The 17285-nt window shown below is 71.1% G+C and carries 17 protein-coding genes; 4 read left to right on the forward strand and 13 right to left on the reverse strand.

All coding sequences use genetic code 11. The features are described from left to right. The first annotated feature begins 335 nt into the window (after positions 1–335). The 4 genes from KCQ71_RS15935 to KCQ71_RS15950 all read left to right on the forward strand — a co-directional run bounded on the left by KCQ71_RS15935 (position 336) and on the right by KCQ71_RS15950 (position 4417). Positions 336–956, forward strand: coding sequence for a CYTH domain-containing protein (locus tag KCQ71_RS15935; protein ID WP_223407649.1), 621 nt, complete (start codon positions 336–338; stop codon positions 954–956). Between the two features lie 78 nt (positions 957–1034). Further along, complete coding sequence (deoC, locus tag KCQ71_RS15940) at positions 1035–2072, forward strand: deoxyribose-phosphate aldolase (RefSeq protein ID WP_223407651.1); 1038 nt, start codon at positions 1035–1037, stop codon at positions 2070–2072. A gap of 9 nt (positions 2073–2081) precedes the next feature. After that, positions 2082–3530, forward strand: coding sequence for an aldehyde dehydrogenase family protein (locus KCQ71_RS15945; protein ID WP_223407653.1), 1449 nt, complete (start codon positions 2082–2084; stop codon positions 3528–3530). Next, positions 3527–4417 (forward strand): aldehyde dehydrogenase family protein, encoded by an 891-nt coding sequence (locus KCQ71_RS15950; RefSeq protein ID WP_223407655.1) that lies wholly within the window; start codon positions 3527–3529, stop codon positions 4415–4417. Before KCQ71_RS15945 ends, KCQ71_RS15950 begins: the two co-directional genes overlap by 4 nt. Before the next feature lie 146 nt (positions 4418–4563). Here KCQ71_RS15950 and KCQ71_RS15955 read toward each other — a convergent pair whose 3' ends face one another. From KCQ71_RS15955 to KCQ71_RS16015, 13 genes are all read right to left on the reverse strand, one after another. Next, positions 4564–5550, reverse strand: a complete 987-nt coding sequence (locus tag KCQ71_RS15955; RefSeq protein WP_223407657.1) for an EamA family transporter — start codon at positions 5548–5550, stop codon at positions 4564–4566. After that, positions 5547–6305 carry an amino acid ABC transporter ATP-binding protein gene (locus KCQ71_RS15960; RefSeq protein WP_223407659.1) on the reverse strand — a complete coding sequence of 253 codons (759 nt, stop codon included), beginning with the start codon at positions 6303–6305 and terminating at the stop codon, positions 5547–5549. The genes KCQ71_RS15955 and KCQ71_RS15960 overlap by 4 nt, the downstream gene beginning before the upstream one ends. Beyond that, positions 6302–7168, reverse strand: a complete 867-nt coding sequence (locus tag KCQ71_RS15965) for an amino acid ABC transporter permease (RefSeq protein ID WP_223407661.1) — start codon at positions 7166–7168, stop codon at positions 6302–6304. Before KCQ71_RS15965 ends, KCQ71_RS15960 begins: the two co-directional genes overlap by 4 nt. 10 nt (positions 7169–7178) lie before the next feature. Continuing rightward, positions 7179–8042, reverse strand: a complete 864-nt coding sequence (locus KCQ71_RS15970) for an ABC transporter substrate-binding protein (protein WP_223407662.1) — start codon at positions 8040–8042, stop codon at positions 7179–7181. Positions 8043–8188: 146 nt separating this feature from the next. Next, positions 8189–9376 (reverse strand): TerC family protein, encoded by a 1188-nt coding sequence (locus KCQ71_RS15975; protein WP_223407664.1) that lies wholly within the window; start codon positions 9374–9376, stop codon positions 8189–8191. Then, positions 9376–10506: an adenosine deaminase gene (locus KCQ71_RS15980; RefSeq protein WP_223407666.1), complete on the reverse strand. Its 1131-nt coding sequence runs from the start codon at positions 10504–10506 to the stop codon at positions 9376–9378. Before KCQ71_RS15980 ends, KCQ71_RS15975 begins: the two co-directional genes overlap by 1 nt. A 46-nt stretch (positions 10507–10552) precedes the next feature. Further along, complete coding sequence (locus KCQ71_RS15985) at positions 10553–10870, reverse strand: DUF202 domain-containing protein (protein WP_223407668.1); 318 nt, start codon at positions 10868–10870, stop codon at positions 10553–10555. A gap of 13 nt (positions 10871–10883) precedes the next feature. Continuing rightward, the gene (locus KCQ71_RS15990) at positions 10884–11297 is read right to left on the reverse strand and encodes a YidH family protein (RefSeq protein ID WP_223407670.1); all 414 of its coding nucleotides are present in this window, start codon (positions 11295–11297) and stop codon (positions 10884–10886) included. After that, positions 11294–12589 carry a thymidine phosphorylase gene (locus KCQ71_RS15995; RefSeq protein WP_223407672.1) on the reverse strand — a complete coding sequence of 432 codons (1296 nt, stop codon included), beginning with the start codon at positions 12587–12589 and terminating at the stop codon, positions 11294–11296. Before KCQ71_RS15995 ends, KCQ71_RS15990 begins: the two co-directional genes overlap by 4 nt. A gap of 83 nt (positions 12590–12672) precedes the next feature. Beyond that, positions 12673–13065, reverse strand: a complete 393-nt coding sequence (locus KCQ71_RS16000) for a cytidine deaminase (RefSeq protein WP_223407674.1) — start codon at positions 13063–13065, stop codon at positions 12673–12675. A gap of 20 nt (positions 13066–13085) precedes the next feature. Beyond that, positions 13086–14375 carry an ABC transporter permease gene (locus KCQ71_RS16005; protein ID WP_372454049.1) on the reverse strand — a complete coding sequence of 430 codons (1290 nt, stop codon included), beginning with the start codon at positions 14373–14375 and terminating at the stop codon, positions 13086–13088. Next, complete coding sequence (locus tag KCQ71_RS16010) at positions 14372–15646, reverse strand: ABC transporter permease (RefSeq protein WP_223407676.1); 1275 nt, start codon at positions 15644–15646, stop codon at positions 14372–14374. Before KCQ71_RS16010 ends, KCQ71_RS16005 begins: the two co-directional genes overlap by 4 nt. Next, positions 15643–17232 (reverse strand): ABC transporter ATP-binding protein, encoded by a 1590-nt coding sequence (locus KCQ71_RS16015; RefSeq protein ID WP_223407678.1) that lies wholly within the window; start codon positions 17230–17232, stop codon positions 15643–15645. Before KCQ71_RS16015 ends, KCQ71_RS16010 begins: the two co-directional genes overlap by 4 nt. Between the last annotated feature and the right edge of the window lie 53 nt (positions 17233–17285).

Below are 17285 nucleotides of genomic sequence, written 5' to 3' on the forward strand. Positions count from 1 at the left end.
GCACCTACGGCGGGCCGCTGCGCCGTCGGGGCCGGCGAGAACGCCGACCGGGCCGCCCATCCTGACGGGCGGCCCGGCGACGATTCCGACCGGTGCAGCCTGCGCTTCGGGTGACCCCGGCGTCACGAACACGCTGGCCTTCCCCCCTGCAGCACCACCGTGCCGGACGCGGCGGCAAACCAGTGTGAGTGGACGAGGAAGCTGTCGCTCCCGGTCCGCCGCGGTCACCACGATAGCGGCACGGCTCGGCGGGTGATCGGCGCCGGCACGGGCTCCGGCGGCGCGTTCGGCATGGAATCGGCGGAATACGGCCGTTGGCGCGGTAGGTTCGAACCATGAGCGACCCCGGGTACGGCGACTTCGAGTTCGAGCGGAAGTTCCTCGTCCGCGAGCTGCCCGTCGCGCTCCTGGACGAGCCCGCACCGGACATCATCGTGCAGAGCTATTTCCTCGCGTCCGACGGCTATGCGCTGCGGATCAGGTTGCAGATGCCGGCCGTCGCGAACCTGCCCCGCACGGGGGCGGAGATCCTGGACGCCCTCTCGGGACGGTTCACGTTCTGCACGCTGACCGCCAAGGGCCCTGCCAACGGCGGCACCCGGTACGAGGCGGAACGCGAGCTCGACCCCCACGTCGCCGAACAGATGGTGCGGCGGGGCGGGCACCTGGTGGTCAAGTTCCGGCACGCCGTGTGGCTCGGCGGGGACGGCTGGGTCATCGACGAGTTCCTGGACGCCAACGCCCCGCTGCTCGTGGCGGAGGTCGAGCGGGGCGGCCCGGTGACGGACCTGGTGATCCCGGACTTCTGCATCAGTGAGGTCTCCGACGATCCGCGGTTCGGCAACGAGTCCCTGGCCGGACGGCCCTACGGCACCTGGGCCGCGGAGTTCGAGCGCGAGCTCGCCGCGACCGGTCCACGGTTCCTCCAGGAGTTCGGCCACAACGAACGGTCCTGAGCCCGGCTGGGCGGACCGTCCGGCAGGCCAGCACCGACCGGGAGCGTCCGCATGCCGGACGCCACTAGACTCGGCGCTATGACTTCAACGGTGACGACGCCGTCGTCCGAGTCCGCGCACGGGCCCCACCCCGCGGACCGGACCGGCGCCCAGGTGGCGGCCGACGCGGCCGCGGTGATCGGCACCGCGGACCTCTCCGAGGCCGGCCTGCGCCGGTTCCTCCAGGGCCTGCCCGGCGTGGACCGGGTCGGTGCGGACGGGCGGGCGGCCCAGCTGGGCACCCGCTCGATCAAGACCAGCGCGAAGGCCTGGGCCCTGGACCTGACGATCTCGATGATCGACCTGACCACGCTCGAGGGTGCCGACACCGCCGGCAAGGTGCGCTCCCTCGTCGCGAAGGCCCGCACCCCCGAACCCGGCGATGCGACGTGCCCGCGACCGGCCGCCGTCTGCGTCTACGGCGACATGGTCACCGTCGCTCGAGACGCGATCGGCACCTCGGGCATCAACGTGGCCGCGGTGGCGACCGCGTTCCCGTCGGGGCGCGCCGGCCGTGAGGTGCGCCTGGCCGACACCCGGGACGCCGTCGCCGCGGGCGCCGACGAGATCGACATGGTGATCGACCGCGGCGCCTTCCTGTCCGGTCACTACCGCAAGGTCTACGACGACATCGTCGCGGTCCGCGAGGTATGTCACGAGGCCGACCGGCCGGCGCACCTGAAGGTGATCCTCGAGACCGGCGAGCTGGCCACGTACGACAACGTGCGCCGCGCCTCCTGGCTCGCGATGCTCGCCGGCGCGGACTTCATCAAGACCTCCACCGGCAAGGTCTCCCCCGCCGCGACGCTCCCGGTCACCGTGATCATGCTCGAGGCGGTCCGGGACTTCCTGGCCACCACCGGGGTGCAGATCGGTGTGAAACCCGCGGGCGGCATCCGTACGGCCAAGGACGCGATCAAGTACCTGGTGGCCGTCAACGAGGTGGCCGGCGAGGCCTGGCTCGACCCGGACTACTTCCGGTTCGGGGCGTCGTCGCTGCTCAACGACGTCCTCCTGCAGCGCCAGAAGCTGGCCACCGGCGCCTACTCCGGGCCCGACTACGTGACGATCGACTGAGGACCACCCATGCCACGCTTCGAATACGCACCGGCCCCGGAGTCGCGGGCCGTCGTCGACATCGCCTCCTCCTACGGGCTGTTCATCGACGGCGAGTTCGTCGAGTCCGCCTCCGGCGGGTCCCTGAAGACGATCAACCCCGCCACCGAGGAGTCCCTGGCGGACGTCGCGGTGGCCGACGAGTCCGACGTCGACAGAGCTGTCCGCGCGGCCCGACGCGCCCAGGAGAAGGTCTGGGGGCCGATGCCCGGTGCGGAGCGGGCGAAGTACCTGTTCCGGATCGCCCGGCTGCTGGCCGAGCGTTCGCGTGAGTTCGCGGTCCTCGAGGTCCTGGACAACGGCAAGCCGATCCGCGAGGCCCGGGACGTCGACGTGCCCACGGCGGCCGCCCACTTCTTCTACTACGCCGGCTGGGCGGACAAGCTCGACCACGCCGGCTTCGGCCCGTCGCCACGCCCGCACGGGGTGGCCGGGCAGGTGATCCCGTGGAACTTCCCGTTGCTGATGCTCGCGTGGAAGATCGCACCGGCACTGGCCACCGGGAACACCGTGGTGCTCAAGCCGGCCGAGACCACCCCGCTCACGGCGTTGCTGTTCGCGGACCTGCTCCGCCAGGCCGAACTGCCGCCGGGCGTCGTCAACATCGTCACCGGCGCCGGGGCCACTGGCGCGGCGGTGGTCGCGCACCCGGGTGTGGACAAGGTCGCGTTCACCGGCTCCACCGCGGTCGGCAAGCGGATCGCCAAGGAGATCGCGGGCACCCGCAAGCACGCCACCCTGGAGCTCGGCGGCAAGGCCGCGAACATCGTCTTCGACGATGCCCCGATCGATCAGGCCATCGAGGGCATCGTGAACGGGATCTTCTTCAACCAGGGCCAGGTGTGCTGCGCGGGCTCGCGGCTGCTGGTCCAGGAGTCGGTCGCCGAGGAGGTCGTCGAGCGGCTCAAGGCCCGGCTCGGCACCCTCCGGGTCGGGGATCCGATGGACAAGAACACGGACGTGGGCGCGATCAACTCGGCCGCGCAGCTGGCCCGCATCACGGACCTGACGAAGGCCGGTGAGGAGGAGGGCGCGGTGCGCTGGACCGCCGACTGCGCCCTGCCCGAGCAGGGCTTCTGGTTCGCGCCGACGGTGTTCACCGACGTCTCCGCGGCGCACCGGATCGCCCGCGAGGAGATCTTCGGCCCGGTCCTGTCGGTGCTGACGTTCCGCACCCCGGCCGAAGCGGTCGCGAAGGCGAACAACACCCCGTACGGGCTGTCCGCCGGGATCTGGACGGAGAAGGGCTCACGGATCCTCTCGATGGCGGACAAGCTCCGCGCGGGCGTGGTCTGGGCGAACACGTTCAACAGGTTCGACCCCACCAGCCCGTTCGGTGGGTACAAGGAGTCCGGCTACGGCCGGGAGGGCGGCCGTCACGGCCTGGCCTCCTACCTGATCGAGGGGAGCACCCGATGAGGGCCACGGCGCCCGCACGGATCGACGTGCGCAAGACCTACAAGCTGTTCATCGGTGGTGCGTTCCCGCGCTCGGAGTCCGGCCGGACGTACGAGGTGACGAGCGCGAAGGGGGCGTTCCTCGCGAACGCTGCGCAGGGTTCACGCAAGGACGCCCGAGACTCGGTGCGAGCAGCCCGCGCGGCCCAACCCGGCTGGGCCGGGGCGACGGCGTACAACCGTGGGCAGGTCCTGTACCGGGTCGCTGAGCTGCTCGAGGGCCGACGGGCCCAGTTCGTCTCCGACGTCGCCGCCGGGGAGGGCCTCACCGAGCGGCGCGCGCAGGACGTGGTCTCCGCCGCGATCGACCGCTGGGTCTGGTACGCGGGCTGGTCGGACAAGGTCGCCCAGGTGGCCGGCAACGCGAACCCGGTGGCCGGGCCGTACTTCAACATCTCCGCCCCCGAGCCGACCGGCGTGGTGGCGGTGATCGCGCCGCAGGAGTCCTCACTGCTCGGCCTGGTGTCCGTGCTGGCGCCGGCGATCGTCACGGGGAACACCGTCGTGGTGGTCGCGTCCGAGGACCGCCCGTTGCCCGCGATCAGCCTCGCCGAGGTGCTCGCCACCTCGGACGTGCCCGGTGGCGTGGTGAACATCATCACCGGGCGCACCGGGGAGATCGCCCCCCACCTGGCCAAGCACATGGACGTCAACGCCATCGACGTGGCCGGGGCGTTGGGTGCCAGCGGCATCACCTGGGGCGAGCTCGAGGCCGAGGCCGCGGGCACCGTGAAGCGGGTGTTGCGACCGGCCGGGGACGACGAGGGCTCCTGGGCCGACGCCCAGTCCCTGAACGCGATCCTCGCCTACACCGAGACCAAGACGGTCTGGCACCCGAAGGGGATGTGAGGGAATCACGGCCGAAGCGGGCGCCCGAGCGCGTGGAATCCCACGGTCCGAGTCGGCGAGACCAAGGGCTTCTGCGCGGTCGGCGGGAGGTCGTCGGTCCCCACGGCCGTGGGCGATCCAATGCTCGGGCGCGATGGCGCCCGCCGTCAGGATCTGCGCCGGACCAGCTCGTCGTAGCGGATCGCGGCCACCCCGGCGACGATCAGGAGACCACCGAGGAGCTGCACGAGGCTCGGCAGTTCCCCCACGAGCAGCCAGGCGAACACGATCGCGAAGAGCACCTCGACCAGGCCGACGAACGAAGCGAGCTTGGCGCCGAGGCGGCGGGTCGCGGCGATCCCGGTCGTGTAGGCGACCACGGTCGAGACCAGGACCAGGACGATCAGTGCCGCCCACCACGGCACCGCCGCACCGCCGAGGGTGACATCCGCCGCAACCACTCGGATCGGCAGCAGTCCGCTCGCTCCGAGCAGCCCGAGCGCGACCGCGCCGACGGTCAGGCCACCGGCGGCGAGCACGATCGGCGGCAGCCCGGTCGAGGCGTTGCCGCTGAGGACGAAGTACCCGGCGAGCCCACAGGCGGCGGCAAGGCCCCAGAGCACGCCGGCCAGGTCGACGTCGCTCGCGCCGGTGAGGTCCAGGACGAGCACCAGCCCGACGACGGCGAGCGCCACCCCGGTGACGGTCGCCGCCCTGGGACGCTGCGCGTGCCGGACCCACAGCCAGAGCACCACGAGGACCACGCCGAGGTACTCCAGCAGCAGCGCCACCCCGACGGTGACGTGAGCGATCGCGGAGAAGTACGCGAACTGGGTCAGGGCCAGGGCGAGCAGGCCGTAGCCGACGATCAGCCGCACGTTCGTGCGCAGCAGCGACCAACGTCCGCGCAGCTGCAGCGCGGCCGGCACCGCCAGGACGACGGCGGCACCGGCGATCCGGGCGGTCACGGCCGCACCGGCGCTCCAGCCGATCTCGAGGAGCGCCCGCGCGATCGGCCCGGACGTCGCGAACACGGCCGCCGACAGCAGGCCCAGCCACAGGCCGCTTACCTGCGCCCGGACCGCGGGAACCGTGCGCGCGAAGGCGGCACCGCCGTCGGGCTGCCGGGGGCTCGGCCCACTCGCGGCGCTCACGCGTGCAGCCGGGCGAGGAACTCGCGGGTGCGTGGCTGCTCGGGCGCGCCGAGCACCTGCTCGGGCGGCCCGGACTCGAGCACCCGGCCGCCGTCGAGGAAGCAGACCAGGTCCGCCGCCTGCCGGGCGAAGCCCATCTCGTGGGTCGCCACCAGCATGGTGGTGCCTTCGGTCCGCAGCTCGGCGAGCAGGTCGAGGACCTCGCCCACGAGTTCGGGGTCGAGCGCGGAGGTGACTTCGTCCAGGAGCAGCAGCTCGGGTCCGTTGACGAGCGCCCGCGCGATCGCGGCCCGCTGCTGCTGGCCGCCGGAGAGATGGTCGGGGTAGGCCGTGACCTTGTCCCCCAGGCCGACCCGTTCCAGGATCGCCACGGCGGCTGACTCCGCCTCGTCCTTCGTCCGGCCGTGCACCAGGCGGGGCGCGAGCGCGACGTTCGCGAGCACGCTCATGTGGGGGAACAGGTTGTAGGCCTGGAACACCATGCCCATCCGCGCCCGGGCGGCGTTCGCGTCCACCCACGGGTCGGCGAGGTCGACGCCACGCAGCTCGATGACGCCGTCGTCGACCTCCTCGAGCAGGTCGACGGCGCGCAGCAGCGTCGACTTGCCGGACCCCGAGGAACCGATGAGCACGACGCACGAGTGCTCGGCGACATCGAGGTCGAGACCGTCCAGCACGAGGTTGGTCCCGAACGACTTGCGCAGCCCTGCCACGCGCAGCAGCGGCGCCGTCGGCTCGGTCATCGGCTCTGTCATCGGATCGCCCCCACCATCGCGCGGCCGCTGCCGCGCCCACCGCGGCGGGCGTTGTAGGCATCCACGAGCCGGGTCAGCGGCACGGAGATCAGCAGGAACAGGAAGCCGGCGGCCACGTAGGCGGTGAAGTTGTAGCTGCCGGTGACCGCGATCTCGGCGGCCCGGATCGCGTCCACGGCGCCGAGGATCGAGATCAGGCCCGAGTCCTTCTGCAGGGCCACGATCATGTTCAGCAGCGCCGGGGTGACCGCGCGCACCGCCTGTGGGACCACCACCCTGCGGGTCGTCTGGCCGCGGGTGAGCCCGAGCGCGCGGGCCGCTGCCACCTGCGAGGGGTGCACGGACTCGATGCCGGCCCGGAAGATCTCGGCCAGGTAGGCCGTGTAGGTCAGCACGATGGCCAGCGTGCCCAGGAACACCGCCGTGATCGGCAGCCAGGGCAGCCGTAGGGCGGGCAGGCCGAAGCCCACCAGGAGCAGCACCAGCAGCACCGGCACCCCGCGGAACACATCGATATAGATCGTGACGACCGCCCGCAGCGGGAACAGCGCCGGTGCGGTCGTGGTGCGGGCGATGGCGAGCAGCAGCCCACCGACCACCGCGATCACACCGGCGATCACCCAGACCCGCAGGTTCAGCCACAGGCCCTGCGCCACCGCGGGCAGCACGTCGACGAACTCGACCGGGTCGAAGAACGCCTCCCGGGCCCGCTCCCAGCCCGGCGACCCGACGAGGACGACCACGGCGAGCACGGCCACCACCACGGTGGACGCGAGTGCGACCAGGAAGGAGCGGCGCCGACGCCGGCGCCGGTATGCCACCCGCGCCAGCGCCCGCTCGGAGGGCGCCCAGTGCCCGCTCACGGCGGCGGCGTCAGCTCAGCGCGGGGATGTCGTCCGTGCGCAGCCACTGCGTGCTGAGCTCGGCGATGGTGCCGTCCTCGTGCAGCACTTCGACGGCGGCGGAGACACAGTCGGTCAGCGCCGAGTCGATGTCGAGGACGAAGCCGATCTGGGCGGTCTCGCCCACCTCGGGCAGGGTCCCGATCACAGCGGCGTCCGGGAAGTACACGGTGGAGGCGGACACCGCCTGGTTCACGTCCATCACGACGGCGTCGACCTGGCCGTTCGTCATCGCCTGCATGGCCAGCCCGGCGTCGTCGAACGGCACCAGCTCGACTGCGTCGCCCCAGGCAGCCTCGGCGATCGGCATCGAGGTCTGGCCGGCGGTCACCCCCACCCGAGCACCCTCGAGCTCGGCGAGCGTGGTTGCGGTCCCGTACGGGCCGGCCTCCTGCACCACCAGTCCCTGCAGGGTGTCCAGGTACGGGCTGGAGAAGTCGACCACCTCGGCCCGTTCCGGGGTGATCGTGGTCTGGTACGCGGCGAAGTCGAACGGCTTGATGCTCGGCGCGATGATCTGCTCGAAGGTCACGGTCTCCCAGGTCACCTGGTCCTCGGCGTAGCCGAGCTGCTCGGCGACGGCGTAGACGAGGGCCGACTCGAAGCCCTCACCCGTAGTGGGGTCCTCGCCCACGTACCAGGGCTCGTAGGGAACGCTCGTGCCGACGGTCAGGACGCCGTCGGTCAGGGTCGTCAGGTCGCCGGGCGCGCACTCGGCGGCTGGGTCGCCGGTGGACCCGGTGCCCGTGGTGGGGTCCTCGGAACCGCCGGTGGAACACGCGGCCACTGCGGCGAGGGCTGCGATCAGGACCAGGGCAGGAAGACGACGGCGCACAACAGGGCCTTTCTCAGGTGATCCGGGGTGGCGACGGCCGACGGGCAGGGCCCGCGGGCGACACTTGAACTCTAGAACAATCCCGCTCCGTAGGACTCCGTCGGTCTCAGACCGAGACGTACGTCACTGCGGTCGGTCCCGCATGGTCATCGCCGGGGGTCGCTGACCCGTTCGTCGTGGGCCTGATGGGCGCGCTCGAGCAGCGCCATGAAGTTGGACTCGTCCCGGATCCGGGCCCGGTACTTCTCCGGGAGGGCCTTCAGCACCGCCTCCTCGGCGAGCAGCTCGGCATACACCTCGTCCTGCACCTTCGGGTCCTCCTCCTCGACCTCGAGGTAGGACTTCGCGTGCCGCTCGGCGCCCTTGATGGCGTTCTGCGCCCGGCCCTTCGGGCTGAGCAGCGAGGCGACGATGGTGACCACGAGTACCCCGATGATCACCGACAGCGACAGCGCCGTGGAGATCTCGACGACGTCCACGTGCTCGCCGCCGTTGATGAACGGGACATTGTTCTCGTGCAGCGCGTGCAGGATGAGCTTGACGCCGATGAACGCGAGGATGGCGGCCAGACCGTAGGACAGGTAGATCAGCCGGTCCAGGAGGCCGTCGATGAGGAAGTACAGCTGGCGCAGCCCGAGCAGGGAGAACGTGGTGGCGGTGAACACGATGTACACGTTCTGGGTGAGCCCGAAGATCGCCGGGATCGAGTCCAGGGCGAACAGCACGTCGGTGCCGCCGATCGCCACCATCACGAGCAGCATCGGGGTCAGCGCGCGCCGGCCGTCCACGATCGTGAACAGCTTGTCGCCGTCGTAGTGCTCGGAGGTGTGCAGGAACCGGCGCGCGAGCCGGACCATGACGTTCTCGCCGTCGTCGTCGTGCCCTGGCTTGAGCATGTTCCCCGCCGTGATCAGCAGGATCAGTCCGAAGAAGTAGAACACCCAGGCGAAGGAGTTGATCAGCGCGGCGCCGAGGAAGATGAACCCGGTGCGTGCGAACAGGGAGAACACGATGCCGAACAGCAGGACCTTCTGCTGGTCCGCCCGTGGCACCTTGAAACTCGTCATGATGATCAGGAACACGAACAGGTTGTCCACCGAGAGCGCCTTCTCGGTGATGTACCCGGCGAAGTACTCGGTGCCCATGTCGGAGCCGCCGAGGACGAGGACGCCCACCCCGAACAGCAGCGCGATGCCGACGTAGATGGCGGACCACCTGGCGGCCTCGCCGAGCGTCGGGACGTGGGCCTTGCGCACGTGGAACCAGAAGTCGAAGAACAGCAGCCCCACGATCCCTACGACCGTGACCGCCCAGATCCAGCCGGGTACCCCCATCAGGACTCTCCGATCAGACTTCCGTCGTCGCTGTGGTCACCGGACTGCGCTGAGGCGTAGCCGGGTTCGATCTGCTCGGCGATGATGACGCGCATCTCCTGGTTCGGGGCGAACGCGTTCCAGGCGGCGGTCAGGGTCACCTGCTCGAAGTCCTCGAGCGTCCAGCCGGCCTCGTCCACCAGGGCTTCCATCTCCCGGCTCATCGAGGTGCCTGACATCAGCCGGTTGTCGGTGTTGAGGGTGACCGCGAAGCCCATGTCCCGGAGCACGGTGATCGGGTGTTCGGCCACCGATCCGGCGATCCCGGTCTGGAGGTTCGACTGTGGGCAGATCTCGAGCGGGATCTGCCGGTCGAGCACCCATTGGGCGAGGTCTCCGAGCGCCGCGAACAGCTCGCCGTCCGAGTCCGTGCCGAGCTCGATGTCGTCCATGATCCGCACACCGTGGCCGAGCCGGAGCGCCCCGCACAGCTGCACGGCCTCCCAGATGCTCTCGAGCCCGGCGGCCTCGCCCGCGTGCACCGTGTAGGGGAAGTTCGCCTCCCGCAGGGTCCGCAGCGCGGCGAGTTGCCGGGACGGCGGGAAGCCGTCCTCCGGGCCGGCGATGTCGAAGCCGACGGAGCCGCGATCACGGTTCGCGAGCGTCACCTCGGCGATCTCGGTGCCCCGGTCGAACTGCCGCATCGCGGACGGCAGGGTGCCGACCCGGATTCGCCGGCCGGCCTCGGCTGCCTCGGCCACCCCCTCGGCGAGGCCGGCGTGAACGGCGTCGAGGACCTCCTGGAGGCTCAGTCCGCCGCTGAGGTGCTGCTCGGGGGCGTAGCGGAGCTCGGCATAGACGACGCCGTCGGCGGCGAGGTCCACCACGGCCTCCCGCGCCACCCGGCGCAGGGCGGCCTCGGTCTGGGTGACCGCGAGGGTGTGCGCGAACGTCTCGAGGTAACGGGGCAGGTCACCGGCGCTGGCGGACTGCACGAACCATGCCGCGAGCTCGTCGGGGTCCGTGCTGGGCAGGTCGTGTCCGGCTTCGGCGGCCAGCTCGATGATGGTCGCGGGGCGCAGTCCGCCGTCGAGGTGATCGTGGAGCACCACCTTCGGCAGCGCGACGATGTCCTCGTGGGTGAGCGTCATGGACCGAGCGTAATGGTCCGGCCCCGAACGGCGCGCGCGACCGCGCTCAGTACACGAGTCCGGCGATCGCGAGGGTGGCACCCAGCCCGGCGAGCACCACGACGGCGATGCCGACGTGCAGCAAGGAGATCCACGGGCCGTGCCCGTCGTGCCGCCAGCGCCGCAGGTCGCGCAGCACGAGGAACAGCAGGGCCAGCGCGGCGAGACCGGCGATCGCGGCGATCACCGGACGCTGCTGTCGCTCGGCGGTCAGTGCGACGAGCATCGCGCCGAGCACCGCCGCGAGCATGGTGCGGTTCCACGCCAGCATGGTCCGTTGGGGCTGCGCCCCGGGGTCGCCGGCGAGCCCCTCGACCGCTCTCACGGGCAGCGCCGACTCACCCGAGCGCCTGGACCACGGCGTAGCCGGCCAGCACCACGGCGATCGCCGCGACGCCGACCACCAGGATCGGCAGCGCGCTCGGCGCGGGCAATGGCCTGCCCAGCCGCAGGGCACGCTCGGTGCGCCGCCAGCCCACCAGTGCCCCGATGGCGAGTGCGCCGCCGGCCAGGCAGGCGAGGGCGGCCACGACGTCCAGCAGCGGGCCGGCGACGGCGAACGTCGCCAGGGTGGTCAGGGCCACCCCGCCGGCGACGAGGGCCAGGCCGGTGCGCAGCCACGCGAGCGCGGTGCGCTCGTTGGCGAGGGAGAACCGGGCGTCCGGTTCCGAGCCGACGCCGTACACGGACGACGGCCGCCGCCCGGGGCCGGCGGCGGGGTCGGGTTCGGTGCCGGCGGACGTGTCGCTCACGCGGCTCCGACCCGCTCGAGCACCACCGCACCCGTCGCCGGGCGGGAACCTGACGGGGCGATGGTGACGGCGTCGGCAAGGGCCTCGGCCGCCCGGTCGAACCGGTCCGGGGTGTCCGTGTGCAGGGTCATCAGGACCTGTCCCGCACGTACCGGCGCGCCGGGCTTGGCGTGCAGCTCGATGCCCGCGCCTGCCTGGACGGTGTCCTCCCGGCGGGCCCGGCCTGCGCCGAGGCGCCAGGCCGCGATGCCCACGGCGAGCGCGTCCAGCTCCACGAGCACCCCGTCGGCGGGTGCGAGTACCTGCTCGGTGTGCTTCGCCGTCGGCAGCGGTGCGTCCGGGTCACCACCCTGCGCCGCGATCATGGCGCGCCAGACGTCCATGGCCCGTCCGTCCGCGAGCGCGGCGGCGGGGTCGGCGTCCGGTCGGCCGGCGGCGTCGAGCATCTCCCGGGCGAGGGCCACGGTGAGGTCGACGACGTCGGCGGGACCGCCACCGGCGAGCACCTCTACCGACTCCCGCACCTCGAGCGCGTTACCGGCGGTGAGCCCGAGCGGGGTGGACATGTCGGTCAGCAGGGCGCTCGTGCGCACCCCGGCGTCCGTGCCGAGGTCCACCATGGTGCGGGCCAGCTCACGGGCATCCTCGAGGTTCTTCATGAACGCACCGGACCCGACCTTCACGTCCAGCACGAGGGCCCCGGTGCCCTCGGCGATCTTCTTGCTCATGATCGAGGAGGCGATGAGCGGGATCGACTCGACGGTGCCGGTCACGTCACGCAGCGCATACAGCTTGCGGTCGGCCGGGGCCAGCCCGGAGCCGGCCTGGCAGATGACCGCGCCGACGTCGTCGAGCTGGGCGAGCATCTCCGCGTTCGTGAGCGCGGCCCGCCAGCCCGGGATCGACTCGAGCTTGTCCAGGGTGCCGCCGGTGTGCCCGAGCCCGCGGCCGGACAGCTGCGGCACCGCGACGTCGAACACGGCGACCAGGGGCGCCAGCGGGAGGGTGATCTTGTCCCCGACGCCGCCGGTGGAGTGCTTGTCCGCCGTGGGCCGGGCCAGCGTGGAGAAGTCCATCCGCTCGCCGGAGGCGATCATCGCGGCGGTCCAGCGGGCGATCTCCGGCCGGGTCATGCCGTTCAGCAGGATCGCCATGTTCAGGGCCGCCATCTGTTCCTCGGCGACGACCCCGCGGGTGTACGCGTCGATGACCCAGTCGATCTGGTCGTCGGCGAGGACCTGCTGGTCCCGCTTGGCGCGGATGACGTCGACGGCGTCGAAGGCTTCACTCATGGGCCCAGCCTAGTGAGACGGGTCCGCGGTGGCCTCCACGTCGGCACTCCGACTGTTCGCCGCCCGGGGTGTGGGCGGGCTCCTCATGCCTCCAGGTCGTCAGGTCCGAACGCGTCCGGGAGCACCTCTGTCATCGGCCGGATCCCGGAGACCGTCTCCACCAGGAGGTCCGGGCCGCCGTGTTCCCAGAGGAGCTGCCGGCACCGACCACACGGCATGATCGTGTCCCCGTTGCGGTTCACGCAGGTGAAGGCCGCCAGCCGGCCCCCGCCCCCGGTGATCAGCGCGGACACCAGGGAGCATTCCGCGCACAGGGTGACGCCGTAGGCGGCATTCTCCACGTTCGCCCCGACGATCAGGTCCCCTTCGGTGGTGAACGCGGCCGCGCCCACGGGGTACCCGGAGTACGGGGCGTACGCCCGGGTCATCACCTCGCGCGCGGCGGCCCGCAGGGCGTCCCAGTCGATGTCCGGCACAGCGGCCTCCTCCGAGCGACTCACGGGTACGGCTTGCCCTCGGCGGCCGGCGGGCGGATCCGCCCGACCAGGCCGGCCACGGCGAAGATGGTCGCGAGGTAGGGCAGCATGGCGAGCAACTCGTACGGCACCGGGGATCCGATGTTGCCGAGCACCCGGTTCAGCGAGTCGGCGAACCCGAACAGCAGGGCCGCGGCCAGCGCACCAGTCGGGCTCCACCGGCCCAGGATCATCGCCGCTAGGGCGATGTAGCCGCGCCCCGCGGAGACCTCCTTGGTGAACGGCAGAGCCGCGGAGACGAACGCTGCCCCACCGAAGCCGGCGATCGCCGAGCCCAGCACCACGTTGCGGTACCGGGTCCGGTTCACCTTGATGCCGACCGTGTCCGCGGCCTTGGGGTGCTCGCCGACGGCGCGCACCCGCAGCCCCCATCGGCTGCGGAAGAGCATGACCTGCAGCACCGCGACCACCACGTACATGACGTAGACGATGACCGTCTGGTTGAACAGCGCCGGGCCTAGGACGGGGATCTCGGACAGGAGCGGTATGGCGAAGGCGGGCGTCCGCGGCGGGTTGTTGAGGCCCTGCGGATTCTGGGTGAGCACGGTGGAGAACAGGTAGTTCGTCAGACCCAGCACCAGCACGTTCAGCACGACCCCGACGATGATCTGGTCGACCCGGTACTTGATCGAGAACACGGCCAGGAGCAGCCCCACCAGGGCGCCCGCGATCGGGGCGGCGATCAGCCCGAGATAGGGGTTCCGGGTCGCGGAGGAGACCACGACGGCGAGGAACGCGCCAGCCAGGAGCTGCCCCTCGATCGCGATGTTGATGATTCCCGAACGCTCGCACAGCACGCCGGCGAGGGCCCCGAACACCAGCGGCACGGCCGCGGTGATCGTGGTGGACAGCAGCAGCGGCAGGGGTAGGCCGCCCGTGTTCCCGGCGACGGCCCAGATCAGGAACGCGAACAGCATCACGATCCCGAACACGATCGGGATCGCGCCGAGCTTGCGCCGGTTCAGCGTGGCCCAGAACGCCAGCCCGGTGAGGCCGAATGCCACCACCACGAGGAACAGCGCCGAGCCCTGGGACGGCAGATGCAACGGGTCGATCTGCAACGTGGTCGCCGAGTTGGAGACGACGATCCGCGAGATCGACCCCGGGGGCGTGAAGAGCACGAACGCGAGCAGCCCGATGATGCTGACGACGCCGAGGATGATCGGGGTGCGCCACGAGATCGGTGCCATCGCCCTCTCGTCGAGCAGCCCCTCGGGGTTCAGACGAGGTGCGGTCAACTGGCTGCTCACGCGGCCACCCCCTTGACTCGACGGCGCCCGTCCGCGGACGGCAGGAAGAACATCGACCGCACCAGCGGCGGGGCGGCGATGAACAGGACGATCACGGCCTGGATCACGAGCACGATGTCGATGGGGGTGTTCGAGACCGTCTGCATCAGCGGCGAACCTGCCCGCAGGGCTCCGAACAGGAGGGCCGCCAGCACCGTGCCCAGGGGTCTGGACCGGCCGAGCAGGGCCACGGTGATCGCATCGAAGCCGATCGAGCCCGCGCTTCCGGCCTGCAGCGTCTTGTCGGTACCGAGGATCTGGGACGCGCCACCGAGGCCGGCGAGGATGCCCGCCGAGACCATGACGAACACGAAGATCAGGTTCACGTTGATGCCGGCCGTGCGGGCGGCGTCCATGTTCGCCCCGACGGCGCGGAACTTGAAGCCGATCGTGGACCGTTCCATCAGCCACCAGACCAGCGCGGCGGCGGCGAGGGCGAGCAGGAAGCCCCAGTGCAGCCGGAATCCGTCACCGAGCATCAGTGGCAGACGGGCGTTCTCGCCGACTGCCGGCGAGATCGGCCGGGACCCGCCCTGCCGAAGGACCGTCGTGGTGAGCAGATAGGTGATCAGCCAGATCGCGATCCAGTTCAGCATGATCGTCACGATCACCTCGCTCGCACCGGTGCGGGCCTTCAGGAAACCGGCGATCCCGGCCCACAGCCCGCCGACCACCATGGCGGCGATCACGGCGAGGACCACGTGCACGACCACGGGAAGGGACCAGGTGATCCCGACGTACGTCGCGGCCGCGGCGCCCATCAGCACCTGGCCCTGGGCACCGATGTTGAACAGGCCCGACCGGAACCCCATCCCGAGCCCGAGTGCGGCGAAGATCAGCGGGGTGGCCGCCACCATGGTCTCGGTGATCGGCCGGATCGCCCGGGCCAGGGTCGGTGCCTGGAAGTCGAACACCGCGCCGCGGAACAGGGACGTGTAGGCCCCGGCGACGCTGTTCCAGGCGGCCGCGAGCGTGTCGAGGGGACGGGCGAAGAAGTACGTCGCCGCGTCGCGGACGTCCTCGTCGGCGATCGCGATCAGGACGCCGCTGATCACGAGCGCGGCGACGATGGCGAGCAGGGTGACCAACCAGTTCGAGGTCAGGACGCCGCGCATCCACTCCCGGAGCCACCGCTCGTCCGGCCGCATGGTGTCCGGCTGCGCGCGGCCGCCTGCCTCGGCGTCCGTCTCCGGGACCTCCGGGGTCCGAGGGCTTTCCGGCTGCTGGCTCACGAGGGCTCCTCGCTCTGCTCGTCGTCGGCGATGACGTCCGCCTCATGCAGGAGCGTCGGATGTTCGGCCGCCTCCTCCTGCGCGGTCTCGGGTGCGACGCCCGCCATCATCAGCCCGAGCACGTCACGATCCACGTCGCCGCCCACGATCCCGATGATCGAGCCGCGGTACATCACGGCGATCCGGTCCGCGAGCGCCATCACCTCGTCGAGTTCGGTGGAGACGATGATGACCGGGGTGCCATGGTCCCGCTCGGCGACGATCCGCTTGTGCACGAACTCGATGGACCCGACGTCCAAGCCCCTGGTGGGCTGGGACGCGATGAAGAGCTTCAGCGGGCGGGACATCTCCCGGGCGAGCACCACCTTCTGCTGGTTCCCGCCGGAGAGGGTGGAGATCGGTGCCTCGACCGAGGGGGTACGCACGTCGAACTCCTCGACGAATGCCGCGGACCGTTCCCGGACCACGCGCAGGTCCATCGCGATGCCACGCGCGTACGGAGGGCGGTCGTGCTGGTCCAGGATCATGTTCTCGGCCACGCTGAACGAGCCGATCAGTCCGTCCGTGCTGCGGTCCTCGGGCACGAATCCGACGCCGGAGTCGAGCACGTCGTTCACGGAGAGCCCGATCAGTTCCTTGCCGTCCAGGTCGATCGACCCGGACAGCGGGGTCCGCAGGCCGAGGATCGCCTCGGTGAGCTCGGACTGCCCGTTGCCCTGCACACCGGCGATGGCGAGCACCTCCCCACCGCGCACCTCGAAGCTCACGTTGTTCACCACCGGCCGCCCGACCACGTCGGCGACCAGCAGGTCGGTGACCGCGAACACCGCGTCGCGCAGCTGCGGTGGATCCTTCTCGACGCCGAGGCTCACCGCGCGCCCGACCATGAGCGACGCCAGTTCGGCCTCGGTGTCCTCCGCCGTCGCCGTGCCCACCACCTTGCCGCGCCGGATCACGGTGATCTCGTCGGCGATCGCGCGCACCTCCCGCAGCTTGTGGGTGATGAACACGATCGAGGTCCCGGCGTTGCGCAGCTGACGCATGATCTCGATGAGTTCGTCGGTCTCCTGCGGGGTGAGCACGGCGGTCGGCTCGTCCAGGATGAGCACCTCGGCGTGCCGGGACAGCGCCTTGATGATCTCGACCCGCTGCTGCACGCCGACCGGCAGGTCCTCGATGAGAGCATCGGGGTCGACGTCGAACCCGAACCTCGCCGAGATGTCCCGCACCAGCGCCCGCGCCTTGTCGAGTCCGATGATGCCGAGCGGACCGGTGGGCTCGTGCCCGAGCACCACGTTCTCCGCGACGGTGAACACCGGCACCAGCATGAAGTGCTGGTGCACCATACCGATCCCGGCTGCCATCGCCTGCCCCGGCCCGGCGAACGCCACGGGCTGGTCGTCGATGACGATCTGCCCCTCGTCGGGCGTGTACAGCCCGTACAGGACGTTCATCAGGGTGGACTTCCCGGCCCCGTTCTCACCCAGGAGCGCGTGGATCCGCCCGGGGGAGAACGTGAGATCGATCCGGTCGTTGGCGACCAGGGAGCCGAACCGCTTCGTGATGCCACGGAGCTCGAGCTTCACCGCCTGCCTCCTTCACGTCGTGGCACGAACTGTATCGCCGTGCGGGCACGGCC

The organism is Occultella gossypii (assembly GCF_019947135.1).
Classification (GTDB): Bacteria; Actinomycetota; Actinomycetes; order Actinomycetales; family Beutenbergiaceae; genus Occultella; species Occultella gossypii.